Origin of the sequence: Luteococcus struthionis (assembly GCF_048595755.1) — a bacterium.
In the GTDB taxonomy this organism is placed as follows: Bacteria; Actinomycetota; Actinomycetes; order Propionibacteriales; family Propionibacteriaceae; genus Luteococcus.
This window is the reverse complement of the sequence record NZ_CP184360.1, coordinates 843697-856147: the sequence shown is the minus strand read 5'-3', so window position 1 is coordinate 856147 and position 12451 is coordinate 843697. Positions and strand designations below refer to the sequence as shown.

At 68.0% G+C, this 12451-nt stretch carries 11 protein-coding genes; 9 read left to right on the top strand and 2 right to left on the bottom strand.

Features of this window, described 5'->3' with window-relative positions; genetic code table 11:
* The first annotated feature begins 77 nt into the window (after positions 1–77).
* The 7 genes from ACOAMO_RS03970 (at position 78) to ACOAMO_RS03940 (ending at position 7500) form a co-directional block, all read left to right on the top strand.
* Positions 78–584 carry a MarR family transcriptional regulator gene (locus ACOAMO_RS03970; protein ID WP_420176296.1) on the top strand — a complete coding sequence of 169 codons (507 nt, stop codon included), beginning with the start codon at positions 78–80 and terminating at the stop codon, positions 582–584.
* A 94-nt stretch (positions 585–678) separates the two neighbouring features.
* Entirely contained in the window at positions 679–1503 is an 825-nt protein-coding gene (locus ACOAMO_RS03965; RefSeq protein WP_420176295.1) for a sensor histidine kinase, read from the top strand.
* A complete protein-coding gene (locus ACOAMO_RS03960; protein WP_420176294.1) occupies positions 1503–2216 on the top strand; it encodes a response regulator transcription factor in 714 nt (237 codons plus the stop codon). Before ACOAMO_RS03965 ends, ACOAMO_RS03960 begins: the two co-directional genes overlap by 1 nt.
* Positions 2213–3244: an extracellular solute-binding protein gene (locus ACOAMO_RS03955; protein WP_420176293.1), complete on the top strand. Its 1032-nt coding sequence runs from the start codon at positions 2213–2215 to the stop codon at positions 3242–3244. The genes ACOAMO_RS03960 and ACOAMO_RS03955 overlap by 4 nt, the downstream gene beginning before the upstream one ends.
* The gene (locus ACOAMO_RS03950; protein ID WP_420176292.1) at positions 3241–4845 is read left to right on the top strand and encodes an ABC transporter permease; all 1605 of its coding nucleotides are present in this window, start codon (positions 3241–3243) and stop codon (positions 4843–4845) included. The genes ACOAMO_RS03955 and ACOAMO_RS03950 overlap by 4 nt, the downstream gene beginning before the upstream one ends.
* Positions 4845–5978, top strand: a complete 1134-nt coding sequence (locus ACOAMO_RS03945; RefSeq protein WP_420176291.1) for an ABC transporter ATP-binding protein — start codon at positions 4845–4847, stop codon at positions 5976–5978. The genes ACOAMO_RS03950 and ACOAMO_RS03945 overlap by 1 nt, the downstream gene beginning before the upstream one ends.
* A gap of 130 nt (positions 5979–6108) precedes the next feature.
* Positions 6109–7500: an MFS transporter gene (locus ACOAMO_RS03940; RefSeq protein ID WP_420176290.1), complete on the top strand. Its 1392-nt coding sequence runs from the start codon at positions 6109–6111 to the stop codon at positions 7498–7500.
* 91 nt (positions 7501–7591) lie between these two features.
* On the opposite strand, the gene ACOAMO_RS03935 is transcribed toward ACOAMO_RS03940, so the two are convergent.
* A complete protein-coding gene (locus ACOAMO_RS03935) occupies positions 7592–8119 on the bottom strand; it encodes a CarD family transcriptional regulator (protein WP_420176289.1) in 528 nt (175 codons plus the stop codon).
* A 318-nt stretch (positions 8120–8437) separates the two neighbouring features.
* Here ACOAMO_RS03935 and ACOAMO_RS03930 point away from each other — a divergent pair, with 318 nt between their 5' ends.
* Together ACOAMO_RS03930 and ACOAMO_RS03925 are read left to right on the top strand one after the other, a co-directional pair.
* A complete protein-coding gene (locus ACOAMO_RS03930; RefSeq protein ID WP_420176288.1) occupies positions 8438–9334 on the top strand; it encodes a 2-dehydropantoate 2-reductase in 897 nt (298 codons plus the stop codon).
* A 201-nt stretch (positions 9335–9535) separates the two neighbouring features.
* Positions 9536–11044 carry a potassium/proton antiporter gene (locus ACOAMO_RS03925; RefSeq protein WP_420176287.1) on the top strand — a complete coding sequence of 503 codons (1509 nt, stop codon included), beginning with the start codon at positions 9536–9538 and terminating at the stop codon, positions 11042–11044.
* 9 nt (positions 11045–11053) lie between these two features.
* Here ACOAMO_RS03925 and ACOAMO_RS03920 read toward each other — a convergent pair whose 3' ends face one another.
* Positions 11054–12238 (bottom strand): ATP-binding protein, encoded by a 1185-nt coding sequence (locus ACOAMO_RS03920; protein WP_420176286.1) that lies wholly within the window; start codon positions 12236–12238, stop codon positions 11054–11056.
* Between the last annotated feature and the right edge of the window lie 213 nt (positions 12239–12451).

The following is a 12451-nucleotide window of genomic DNA, read 5'->3' as shown; positions in this document are numbered from 1 at the left end:
TGCCCATGCGGTACCGCCTCGAAAGATCGTTAGATTCGTGAACCACCAAGAAGGGTAACAAGATGGGCGAGGGTGCGATGACAGGGCCAGCCCCTGGCCGGCCGGACGAGGACCGTTCGCCGGCGGAGCGCTCGGAGCTGGCGCGCGGCGCGGTGCCGCAGTGGCAACCCTCGGCTGCGCTGTTGGCCCTGGACTCCCTCGTCGATGCCGCCATGGCTGCGCAGCCTGCCCTGGCGCGACGCGCCCAGCTCAGTGAGAGCGAGCTGCACGCCCTGCGCAGTCTCTCGCGGCACCGGCTGGGGCCCGCCGAGCTGGCCCGGCATCTGGGCGTGACGGCGGCAGCGGCGACCGGCATCATCGACCGACTGGTGGCTCGCGGTCACGTGGAACGTGAACCTCACCCCACCGATCGTCGCCGAACGGTGCTCAGCCTGACCGAGGTGGGGCGACAGGAGGCCGGACGGCTGTTGACGCCGATGTTCACGGCGTTGCAGGCGGCCGACACGAAACTCTCCGAGGACGAGAAGGCCGTGGTGGCTCGCTTCCTGGGCGAGGCCACCACGGCCATCCAAATGGTCATGTGACGCGGGTCAGCTGGCCACCAAGGGTAGAGGTGAGAGTCCATCCTTGACTCTGAGCACTTCCCGGGTGCCAGCAGCCTCGTGCGAGGATGGCTCGATGGGGTACGGGTTGGTGACGATCACGTCGGTGCTACTGGCCACCAATGTCGTGTTCGTTCTGCTGTGGTTGCGGGAGCGAAGGGCGCTGGCCCGGATGGCCCGTTCCCAGGCCCGGCTTGCCGAACTCGTCGAGCAACGCGTGGAGAGACCCAATGTCTTCGGTCATGAGGTGCGAACCCCGCTCGCGCTGATCAGCGGTGCCGCGGAGCTGCTCGCCGAGCAGAGTCCGGGGCCGCTCAATGAACGCCAGCTGGAATTTGTCAACACCATCGCATCGAACTCACGCCAGGTGGTGGCGATGGCCGAGGACCTGCTTGTGGAGGCGCAGATCGAGGCGGAGATCTTCGAGCTGCGCCCGGAGCAGGTGGAACTGCGCTCGTTGGTACGGGCGACGGTCCGGGAGGTTCGGCGGATCACGGCCACCCCGCTCGTGCTGGTGGACCAGGGCCCGCCCATCCAGCTCTGGGCGGATCCGGACCTGTTGCGCCAAGCGCTGTGGAATCTGGTGAACAATGCCGTGCGTCACGCCGGCGAGCCCGGCAGGGTCACCGTGGAGGTGTCGGCGAGTGAGGACGAGGCAATACTGCAGGTCAGCGACGAGGGCCAAGGCATGGGCGAGGAAGAGCGGGGCCGGCTCTTCGAGCCCTATGCGGTGGGCCAGTCCCGACGGCCGGGCACGGGGTTGGGAATGATGATCACCCGGCAGATCGTGAACCGGCACGGCGGGCGCATCCTGGTGGATAGTGTCCCGGGGCAGGGGACGGCGATTCTGCTGGCGTTGCCGCTGTACGCAGTCGACGAGCACCGAGCGGGAGGATCGTGATGAACGAGACGGCACCGCGCGCTCTGGTGGTGGACGACGAGACCCAGATGTTGGGAATCGTCGGCTTTGCGCTGGAGACCCAGGGTTTCGAGGTTGTCAGCGCCCGCAGCGCCGAACAGGCGTGGTCCCGGTTGCGCGCTGAGCACTTCGACCTGCTGGTGCTCGACGTGACCCTGCCCGGGGCCTCGGGAGTGCAATTGTGCGAGAGGGTGCGCGTCACCAGCGACGTACCTGTCATGATGCTCACGGCACGCACCACCGAACAGGACCGCATCGCCGGACTGCTCGCTGGTGCCGATGACTACGTCACCAAGCCCTTCTCTCCACGGGAGCTGGCACTGCGGGCCCAGGCCATCGTTCGACGCACCCGGGATCGGGCGCCGTCGGCGGGAGAGGTGGTGGTCAACGGTCCGCTGCGCATCGATCCGGCGCGTCGTGAGGTGCGTTTGGAACAACGGCGTGTGCAGCTCAGCGACGTGGAACTGCGCCTTCTGGTGGCCCTGGCCCGGCGTGCTGGGCAGGTGGTGACCTGGGCCGAGCTGCTCAACGAGGTGTGGGCGACCGGTGAGCAGCATGGTGGCCGGGACATGATCAAGACCACCGTCTACAGACTGCGCCAGCATCTGGGCGTGGAACGGGAGTGGATCACGGCGGTACGCGGTACCGGTTACCTGATGGTCCGGCTCGACGAGCCGCAGGCCCCGCTGCCATGATGACGGCCGAGCTGCGCCGGGCCTGGATTCGTCGTGCACTTTCGGTCTGGCTCGCCCTACTGCTGGTGGGGGTACTGGTGGTGGGCGTTCCCGGTCGTGGTCCCAGGTTGGGCGTGGTGTGCAGCTCCATCGAAGACATCTGTCAGCAATGGGCCCGTGGCTTCACCGAGGCCACTGGGGTGGGTGTGGACATGGTGCGGATGAGCTCCGGTCAGGCCTTGGCTGCGGTGCAGCGGGCAGACGGAGAGTTCGACGTGTGGCACGGTGGCACGTCCGATCTATACGAGGTGGCGCGGTCCCGTGGGCTGCTGGTGCCCTACCGCAGCCCTGCCTCTGCCGGCATCCCGTCCCGTTACCGGGCGGTCGACGACAGTTGGACCGGCGTCTACCGGGGGATGCTGGGCTTTTGCTCCAACCAACGAGTGCTGCGTCGGCTCGGCGTCGCTCCGCCCGACGAGTGGGGGGACCTGCTCGATCCCCGGTTGCGCGGACAGGTGACACTGCCCGACCCGCGCACCTCTGGTACCGGTTACGCGATGCTGTGGACGATGGTCCAGCGTGCGGGAGACCAGGAGCAGGCGATGCAGTGGTTTGAGCGGTTGCGCCCCAATGTGCTGCAGTTCACCAGCTCGGGGATGGCGCCGAGCGGCATCGCGGGCAGGGGCGAGGCTGCCGTTGCCGTCACCTTCACCCAGCACTGTGTCAAGGCCCACGACCAAGGGCTCAAGGACCTCATGGTCGGTTACCCGCGAGGGCTGACCGGAACCGAGACCGGTGCCGTCGCGGTCATCGCCTCAGCCCGCAAACCTGACCTGGCACGCCGCTACGTCGATCATGCCGTCGGATCCACGGCTCAGGAAGCAGGTGCCGAGACTTCTTCCAGACAGCTGCCCACGCTGCCCGGTGCCCGCACGGACCCTCGGCTCGAGCTGCCCGTTGGGACACGAGAGCTAGAGGCGGTCGGCGAGGAGGCAGCCCACCGGAGAGCAGGGTTGGTGGCCGAGTTCGTGCGGCGCGTGCGGCCATGACGGTGCGGACCTCTGATGCAGTGCGCCTGGCGGCGTTGGTGTTGGTGTCCTGCTGCCTGGCGCTGGTCCTGCTACCCAGCCTGCGCTGGGCAACCGGGCTGGAGGGACGACGAGCGATGCTGTCGACCTTGGCCTGGCAGGCTCCCGTGCTGGGCAACACCGTGGTGCTGGGGGTGGGTCAAGCCACGCTCGTGACCGCATTTGCGGGCTTGCTGGCCGGTGTGCAGAACCTGTCCTTCCCCGGCCGACGAGTGCTGCACGTGGCCGTGCTGCTGCCGTTGGTCACCCCCGCCTGGACCATGGCTTTGGGGCTGGTGGTCCTGCTGGGCAACAATGGATTGCTGCGCCGTGTCGTGCCCGCCGGGCTCGACGTCTATGGCCTTCCCGGACTGGTGCTGGCAGGATCCCTGCAGGTACTGCCCTTCGCATACCTGGCGATGCTGGCCGCGGAGCGCTCTGTCGACGCGCAGCTGATGGACCAGGCTCGGCTGCTGGGGCTGGACAGGGGGCGGGCCAGGCGGCGGGTGGCCTGGCCGAGGTTGCTTCCGGCGGCTGCTGCGACCGCTCTGGTCGTCTTCGTGGAAGCCATCACGGACCTTGCAAACCCGACGGTGCTGGGTGGCGGCTTTCCGGTGCTGGCTTCCCGCGTGCATCTGGCCGTGGCAGCGGAGTATGACCTGGCGGGAGCCGCGATGTTGGCCCTACTGCTCGCCGTCCCGGCGCTGGTGCTGCACTTGGCCGCCCGACCCTTGGGGGGCCGGGGTCGCTTCCGGTTGCTGCGTTCGGCCACGCCCTCGCACCGACACGAACCTTCAGCGGGTGAGTGGGTGCTGGTGCTGTTGGCAGGGGGTGTGGGCCTGCTGCAGGTGATGCTCCTGGGGGCGGTGCTGGTTGGCAGTGTGACGGCCAACGTCGGAGTGGATTGGCAGCCCAGCATCGTCCACTTGCGCCAGGCGATGTCCGGGGCGCACGGTGAGGCCTTTGGATACAGCCTGCTGCTGGCCGTTCTCGCCCTGCCCCTCACAGGAGCCGCGGCCATGATCGTCGCGCTGGCCGCCCAGACCCGGGGAGGCCTGGCTCGCATGGTGCGCACGATCATCTGGCTGCTCGGTGCCCTGCCAGGTGTGCTGGTAGGGCTCTCGGTGATGCTGTTGGTGCACTCCGGCCAGGGACGTGGGTGGTCGGGCGGCACCTTCGGGTGGGTGAGCGCCGTGGGCGTGGTGGTGGTGCATGTGCTTCGCAGCGTGCCGTCAGTGGTTGCCGCCCTTCTGACCCGGATTGACCTGGACCCTCGGGTAGCGCGGGACGCCGCCATGCTTCATGGGGCCGGCGCGTGGAGCAGGTTGCAGGTCCACTGGTGGCCGCTGTTGGCGCCGGAACTGGGTCGCGCCCTGTGCACCAGCCTGTTGCGGACCTTGGGGGCGGTAGGTTCGGTGATCTTCCTGACCAATTCCCACGTCGGACTGCTCAGCGTGCGAGCCCTGACAGAGGTTGACGCCGGTCGCGTCGGGGTGGCCTGTGCGATGGCGGTGTGGCTCGCCGCCGTCGGTGTCCTGGTCATGGCGGTGTGCGCCCCGGTATTGGGGGTCGAGGAAGAGTGATGGAGCAAGCACAGCTGTCGAGGGTCCTGCAGGCACGCGGTCTCACCCGTCGCATCGGGGAGCGCACGATCATCGAGGGGGTGGACGTCGATGTGTTCGCGGGCCAGTCGCTCTGCGTCGTCGGACCATCGGGCAGTGGCAAGAGCACGCTGCTGCGCGCCTTGGCTGGCCTTGACGAGCTGCACGCCGGGCAAATTCTTCTGGATGGTCAGGATGTCACCCGGAGGCCCCCACACCAGCGCGGGGTTGCCATGGTCTTCCAGGACGCAGACCTGTTCGGTGACCTGGACGTGGCGGAGAACATCGGTTTCGGCCTCGGCCTGCGTGGGCCCGAAACCTCGCGTCACGACGAAAGGGTCCAGGTGACGATGTTGCGCCTGGGATTGGCCGGCTTGGAACGCCGCCTGCCGCACCAGCTGTCTGGAGGACAACGCCGCCGCGTGAGTCTGGCCCGAGCGTTGGTCAGCCGTCCCCGGGTACTGCTTCTGGACGAGCCGATGGCCGCCCTGGAAGACCGCATGCGGTTGGACTTCACCCGCCAGTTGCGCCGGGTCCGCCAACGGACCGGGACCGCCATGGTGCATGTCACCCATGACCAGAGTGAGGCGTTGGGGAGTGGGGACCGGCTGCTGGTGCTCTCCCGCGGGAAGGTGTTGCAGCAGGGAACCCCGCAGCAGGTCCACGCCCGGCCGGTCACGGCGGAGGTGGCGGCATTGCTGGGGCGATCAAACTTCCTTGAGGTGGGTGTGGAAGAGCTGCGCGGGGGGCAGGGTGCAGTGCGTGCCCGGGTGCGAGCGCTGGGGGTGTGTGGCTGGGTCGACGCCCACGATGCCCTGCTGGACCGGCCCCAGCGCGCCCGGTTGCTGGTGCGACCCCATGCGCTGTCCGTGGAGAGCAGACAGCTGCGTTCGGCGGCGCGAGCCTGGCGTACCGACGAGGTCTACGACGACGTGGGCCTGTTGCAGCAGGAGATCTTCCAAGGAGACCATCTCCTGCACGTGGTGGAGACCGAACGGGGCACCGTGGCGGTGCGATCCCCGCTGGGCAAGCCACTGGAGGAGGGGCGCACTGTGCGCCTGCAACTGGACCTGGACGAGTGCTGGCTCCTGCCTGCAGATGACGTGCTGCGCTGACCCCCGGTAACAGGGCTGTCACCGGACGTCACCGAAAGAGGCTCCCCACCGGCATGTGCCCGCCAGAGGATGAGGCTGACAGTGAGGTCGCCCGCCGGGCTCCCTCTTCCCCCTCGACCCGGAGCACACCATGTCCCACACAGCTGAGCGGACGCGTCGCAGTTGGCTTGCAGCGCCTCCGCCCGCCCCGCGCCTGAGCGCCACCGAGCAGACCGCCCAGTATCCGTCGTGGCGTCTGAAGGTCTTCATTGGCATCTTCTTCGGCTACGCCGGCTTCTACCTGATCCGCAACAACATCCCGCTGGTCGCGAAGATCCTGCTGGACGAGGGACGGATGGACAAGGTGGGCATTGGCCTGATCGCCAACGCCGCACTGATTGCCTACGGACTCAGCAAGTTCTTCTCGGCGACGATTTCCGACCGATCCAATGCCCGCTACTTCCTGTCGATCGGTCTGGCCCTGTCCGCCGTCGCAAACCTCTGCATCGCCTTCATCCCAGCCATCTCCGCGTCGCTGACGGTCTTCGCCGTCGTGATGTTCATCAACGGCTGGTTCCAAGGCATGGGTTGGCCGCCCTGCGGCCGAGTGCTGGTGCACTGGTTCAGCACCAATGAGCGTGGTTGGAAGACCGCCATCTGGAACTGCGCTCACAATGTCGGGGGTATGGCCGTCGGTGCGCTGGCCGCCTGGGGGCTGGCGATCAGCGGGGGCAAATGGCAGGCCGCCTTCTGGCTTCCGGCCGTCGTGGCGCTCGTCGTGGCCGCCGCGGCCTTCATCCTGATCCGGGACACCCCGGAGTCCATCGGTCTGGCGCCGATTGAGGAGTTCCGTGACGACCCGGCCAAGGTGGAGGCCGCCGACGTCTCAACCGATCAGCTCGGCTACTGGCAGACCATTGTGAAGCACGTGTTGCTCCGACCGACGATGATCTACCTGGCGCTGGCCAATGTCTTCGTCTACGCGCTGCGCTACGGCGTGCTGTCCTGGACCCCCACCTACCTGTCCGAGGTGCACCAGGTCTCGGTCGCCAAGGGCATCGCCGGCTTCAGCCTCTTCGAGCTGGCGGGCATCTTTGGCACCCTGGCCTGCGGCTGGCTCTCCGACAAGGTCTTCAAGGGCAACCGCACCTGGACCGGAATCACCTTCCTGGTGGGCGTCGGTGCCTTCCTGGTGGCCTACTGGCTGAGCCCGGTCGGTACGCCGTACTGGCTGCTGATGGTCTACCTGTTCTTCATCGGTGCCTTCATCTACGGCCCCGTGATGCTGATCGGCCTGCAAGCCTTGGACATGTCCGCAAAGCACGTCGCCGGCACCGCCGCGGGTTTCACCGGCCTGTTCGGCTACGTGATCGGCGCCACCATGGCCTCCACCGGTGTCGGATGGGTGGTGCATCACTACGGCTGGGGTGTCACCTTCGCCGTGTTGACGGCCTGCGTGGTGGCGGCCCTTGTGCTGATTGCCTTGGTCGGGCCCGAGGAGAAGCGCCTCATGGAGTCCCATCGAATGGCCAGCCAACGCTGATTCCCACTAGCTCCCGACGTACGAGAAGGCCGTGGTGTCTCGCTTCCTGGGCGAGGCCACCACGGCCATCCAAATGGTCATGTGAGGCGGGTCAGCTGGCCACCGCCAGCTCGGGGGTCTGCACGGCGGGGATGACACCGGTGAGGATGCAGTCGTTGAGGGCCTTGGTGACGGTCTCCTCGTCGGCATCGACGCAGATCGACAGCTCCTCCACCAGTGGAGTCATGGCCTCGCGAAGCAGTTCACGCTCACCCAGGGAGATTCCCGAGTCCTGCTGACGGCGCGTGAGGTCACGCACCACCTCTGCGATCAGTGCCAGGTCTCCGCTGCGCACCTTCTGCTGGTGGGCCTTGATGCGGCGCGACCAGCCCTTCTCGACGTGGGTGGTGGGGGCGGCCAGCACCTCGAGCAGCTTTGCCCGGTCATTGGCGCACAGCAGGTTGCGAAGGCCGATCTCGTCGGCACCATCCAGCGGGATGCTGATCTGGAGGCGTTGGTCGTGGGTCTCGAGTTCCAGGTACTTGCGGTTGTTGCGTCGCACGGCGCGGGTGACGATGCCGGTCACGGTGGCGGGACCGTGGTGGGGGTGGACGACGATCTGACCAGGCTCAAAATGCACAGGATCCTCTTTCGTGGGCGCTCAGCACACCCAGCCACCGTTGGCCGGTCTGCCTACCTGCGGTGGGCCGTCCCACCGGGCCTGGACACACGCTGCACACCGGGGCCTGGTGGTGGGGACACCCCGACGACGGGTCGGAGCGAGTCTGCACCCCTGATTGTAGCACAACAAAAAGGGGGTGGCAAGGCCTCGACAGGCTCGGCCGTCGGGGTGTGGTGGCTCTGGCCGTCGGGTTGTGGCGGGCCTGGCCAGCGGGTTGTGGTGGCCCAAGCGCGGACCGCGCCGCACGAAGCCTGCGAACAGGGCAGAGTGGGGGGCATGAGGATCGCAGTCATCGGAACCGGGGCATTGGGCGGGTACTTCGGAGGGCTGTTGGCCCGCGCGGGGCACGAGGTCGTCTTCACCGCGCGGGGTGAGCACCTTCGTGCGCTGCAGCGCGACGGGCTGCGCATCACGGGGGAGACGGACCTCGTGATGCCGATCGAGGTGACCGACGATGCCGCCACCATCGATCCGGTCGATCTGGTGCTGCTGGCGGTCAAGGCCACCCAGCTGGACGAGGTGCTGCCCAGCCTTGGTGCGTTGATGGCCGACAACACCGCGCTCATCACCCTGCAGAACGGCATCGAGGCGCCCACCAGGGTGGCCGACGTGCTGGGCCGACACCACGTCATGCCCGGGATCGTGCGTGTCTACGCGCGCATCGCTGCGCCCGGGGTGATCGAGCACATGGGCGGGCCGGGGTCCATCACCTTCGGGGAGTGGGACAACGTGCACACGCAACGTTCGATCCGGATCCGGGAGGCCTTCCAGAGCGCGGGCATCCACAGCGAACCGCAGGACGACATCTGGCAAGACCTGTGGCAGAAGGTGATGTTCGTGGTGCCCACCGGAATGATCGGTGCCCTGGCCGGGGTGCCACTGGGCGTGCAGCGCACCGAGCTGCGAGCCGGGCTGCAGGCGGCGATGACCGAGGTGGCAGCCGTCGGCACGGCCCATGGCATCGACCTGGCCCAGGCGGTGGAGCACACCATGGCCTTCGCCGACCGGATGCCTGCCGAGGCCACCACGTCGATGCATCGAGACCTGGACGAAGGGCGCCCCGGTGAACTCGACCCGCTGGTGGGTGGCATCCGCAGGCTCGGTGCGGCCGTCGGGGTGCCCACGCCCGTCTTCGACCTGGTGCACCAGGTGCTGCAGCACCGGCTGGCGTGACCGACAGCCTCAGCAGGGCAGGGAACCCGCCGGAGCCCGGTTGCCGCGGGAGGTCCGCGACTGGTGGACCGTTGAACGACTTTGGCAGGGTAGGGGTATGTTGACTTCCCCCCATGCGATGCCCACTGCTCCGGCCCTGTGCAAAGGGGTCCGGGAGCAGGCATCCATCGGGGCAGGGTGCGTCCCGGGTGCGGCCTTGCCATGACACCGGAGAACCTCAATGTGGTGGTCCTGGCGGCCAGCGGAGTGCTGCTGCTGGGCGTGATCGCGGTGCGCGTGTCCACCGGTGCTGGCATGCCCAGCCTGTTGCTCTACCTGGGCATCGGTCTGCTCATCGGTGAGGCCGGGCTCGGCCTGGAGTTCGACGATGCGGCCCTGGCGCAGGTGCTGTGTTCCTTGGCGCTGGCGGTGATCCTGGCCGAAGGTGGCCTAAGTACCCGGCTCTCGGTGATGAGACCGGTGTTGAGGCTGTCGGCGGTGCTGGCCACCGTGGGGGTGGCCATCACGGTGGCGGTCACCTCGGCGCTGGCCTGGCTGCTGCTCGACGTCGACCCCCGCACCGCACTGCTGCTGGGCGCGGTGGTCTCCTCGACCGACGCCGCGGCCGTCTTCTCGTCGATGAGGTCGCTGCCGCTGCGCAAACGCACCGGTGCCGCGCTGGAGGCCGAATCCGGTCTGAACGACCCGCCGGTCATCATCCTGGTGACGATCGTCGTCTCCGAGGCGTGGTTCCACCTGGACGCCTGGACGGCCTTTGGTGGCTTCCTGCAACAGATGCTCATCGGTCTGGTGGTGGGCGTTGCCGTCTCCTTCGCCGGGGCCTGGCTGCTCAAGCGCATCGCCCTGCCCGCCACCGGGCTGTACCCGCTGGCCGCCATGACCTTCGCGATGCTCGCCTTCGGCGCCACCGGGGTGTGCGGCGGCAGTCCCTTCGTCGCGGCCTATGTGGCCGGTCTGGTCCTGGGCAATTCCGGCCTGCCACACCGCAATGCCACCCTGGGCTTCGCGGAGGGTCTGGCCTGGCTCTCGCAGATCGCACTGTTCGTGCTGCTCGGCCTGCTGGCCTCGCCCGAGCGGCTGCCCCACGCCCTTCCCGCGGCGATCGTGGTGGGGGCGGGGCTCACCTTCATCGCCCGCCCGCTCGCCGTGACGCTGTGCTCGACGCCCTTTGGGGTGCCGTACCGGGAGCAGGTCTTCATGTCGTGGGCGGGTCTGCGTGGCGCGGTCCCGATCGTGCTGGCCACCTTCCCCATCACCGCCGGTGTGCCCAATGCGCTGATGATCTTCGACGTGACCTTCCTGCTGGTGGTGGTCTACACCATCGTGCAGGGCCCCACCCTGCCCTGGCTGTGCCGCACCCTCGGCCTGATGGAGGACCAGGGTGCCCGGGAGTTGGCGATCGAACACGCACCGATGGAGAAGCTGGGTGCCAGTCTGCTCACCTTCGACGTGCCGGCCGAATCCCGACTGCACGGCGTCGCGGTGGCGGAGCTGCGCCTGCCCGGTGATGCGGTGCTGGCGCTGGTGCTGCGCGACGACGAGCTGCTGGTGCCCCGTGGCGAGACCACCCTGCGGGCCGGGGACCAGCTGATGTTGGCCGTCGCCGACCGGCACCGTTCACACGTGGAACGACGACTGCGGGCCGTCAGTCGTGCCGGGCGACTGGCGCACTGGCGTGGCGAGAAGGGCATCGTGCGCGAGTCGGTGTGAGTGGCCGGATCACAGCTGCTGGCTGCGCAGGTAGCGCCCGAAGTGGGGCACGGTGAAGGCCACCTTGCCGCGTTCCGAGGAGTAGATCAGGCCCTTCTTCATCAAGGCATCGCGCGCGGGCGACAGGCTCTGTGCCTTGCGGTCGAGCACCTCGGCCACTGCCGAGGTCTTCACCTGGTCGGCATCGTCGTCGCCGTCGGAGGCCTCGGCCATGGCGCGCAGATATTCCCGCTCGGCCGGCGTGGCGCGTTCGAAGCGGCTGCCGAAGAAGCCCACGGCCAGCTCCGCCTCGGCCTCGGGCGTGGCCACCCGCACGTCGTCGACGGTGATCGGGCTGGCCGGCGCCACATCCCAGACCACCTTGCCGTAGGCCTGGATGAAGTAGGGGTAGCCGCCGGTGAGCTGGTACATGGCCTCCAGCGCCTCGGGCTCGAAGGCCGCCTCCTCGTCCTCTGCGGGAAGGGTGAGGGCCAGGTCTGCGGCGGCGCGGTCGAGCCGGTCGATGCGGTTGTAGCGGAACAGGCGCTCCGAGTAGCTCTTGGAGGCGCTGAGCACGGCCGGCAGGTGGGGCAGGCCGGCGCCGACCACGATCAGTGGCAGGCGTTGCTGACTCAGTTCGTGCACCGCAGCGCACATGGCCGAGACATCCTCGGGGCGCAAGTCCTGCATCTCGTCGATGAAGATGCCGATGCCCACCCCCATGTCCTGGGCCAGGCCACCGACGTCGCTGAACAGCTCCACCAGGTCGATCTCGATGTCGCCGGAATCCGCGCGACCCTTGGTGGCCGGCACCATGATCCCGGGATTCCACTTCTCGTTCAGCTTGGCGCCGGGCTTGGCCTCACGCTCGATGAAGGCCTTGATGGTGCCCAGCACCGTGTCGGCGTCGGGGTGGCCCAGCTCTCGCACCGCCATGTGCAGCGCGGCGCCCAGTGGGCGACGAATGCCCTGGTCGGGGCGGGCCTCGAACTTGCCGGTGCCCCACTTGGCTCGCACCGCCTGGCCTCGCAGGGCATTCAGCAGCACGGTCTTGCCGACGCCACGCAGCCCGGTGAGGATGATGGACCGTTCCGGCCGCCCCTTGGCGGTGCGCACCAGCACGACGTCGAAGGCGCGCATCTGCTCGTCGCGGCCGGCGAGTTCGGGAGGACGCTGGCCGGCGCCCGGGGCATAGGGGTTGCGAATCGGGTCCATGGATTCGAGTGTATGGCGCGCTCTAGCGAAAGCCCGAGACAGGTCCAGATTCACCCAGACGACCTCTGCATCCGAGGGATCGGGCGATGATTGCCCGTTCTAGGAAGTTCTAGGCAAAACTCGATAAAAGACGAAATCCCTAGTCGATCGCGGGTCTTGTGAATTCGGGCACAAGGTGGGGGCGAAAAGTGGCCCCGGGGGTGTACAGCTCCC

Bases quoted from the DNA above. Each gene is read 5' to 3' on its own strand.
- ACOAMO_RS03970 (WP_420176296.1), top strand. From the start codon at position 78: ATGACAGGGCCAGCCCCTGGCCGGCCGGACGAGGACCGTTCGCCGGCG.
- ACOAMO_RS03965 (WP_420176295.1), top strand. From the start codon at position 679: ATGGGGTACGGGTTGGTGACGATCACGTCGGTGCTACTGGCCACCAAT.
- ACOAMO_RS03960 (WP_420176294.1), top strand. From the start codon at position 1,503: ATGAACGAGACGGCACCGCGCGCTCTGGTGGTGGACGACGAGACCCAG.
- ACOAMO_RS03955 (WP_420176293.1), top strand. From the start codon at position 2,213: ATGATGACGGCCGAGCTGCGCCGGGCCTGGATTCGTCGTGCACTTTCG.
- ACOAMO_RS03950 (WP_420176292.1), top strand. From the start codon at position 3,241: ATGACGGTGCGGACCTCTGATGCAGTGCGCCTGGCGGCGTTGGTGTTG.
- ACOAMO_RS03945 (WP_420176291.1), top strand. From the start codon at position 4,845: ATGGAGCAAGCACAGCTGTCGAGGGTCCTGCAGGCACGCGGTCTCACC.
- ACOAMO_RS03940 (WP_420176290.1), top strand. From the start codon at position 6,109: ATGTCCCACACAGCTGAGCGGACGCGTCGCAGTTGGCTTGCAGCGCCT.
- ACOAMO_RS03930 (WP_420176288.1), top strand. From the start codon at position 8,438: ATGAGGATCGCAGTCATCGGAACCGGGGCATTGGGCGGGTACTTCGGA.
- ACOAMO_RS03925 (WP_420176287.1), top strand. From the start codon at position 9,536: ATGACACCGGAGAACCTCAATGTGGTGGTCCTGGCGGCCAGCGGAGTG.
- ACOAMO_RS03920 (WP_420176286.1), bottom strand. From the start codon at position 12,238: ATGGACCCGATTCGCAACCCCTATGCCCCGGGCGCCGGCCAGCGTCCT.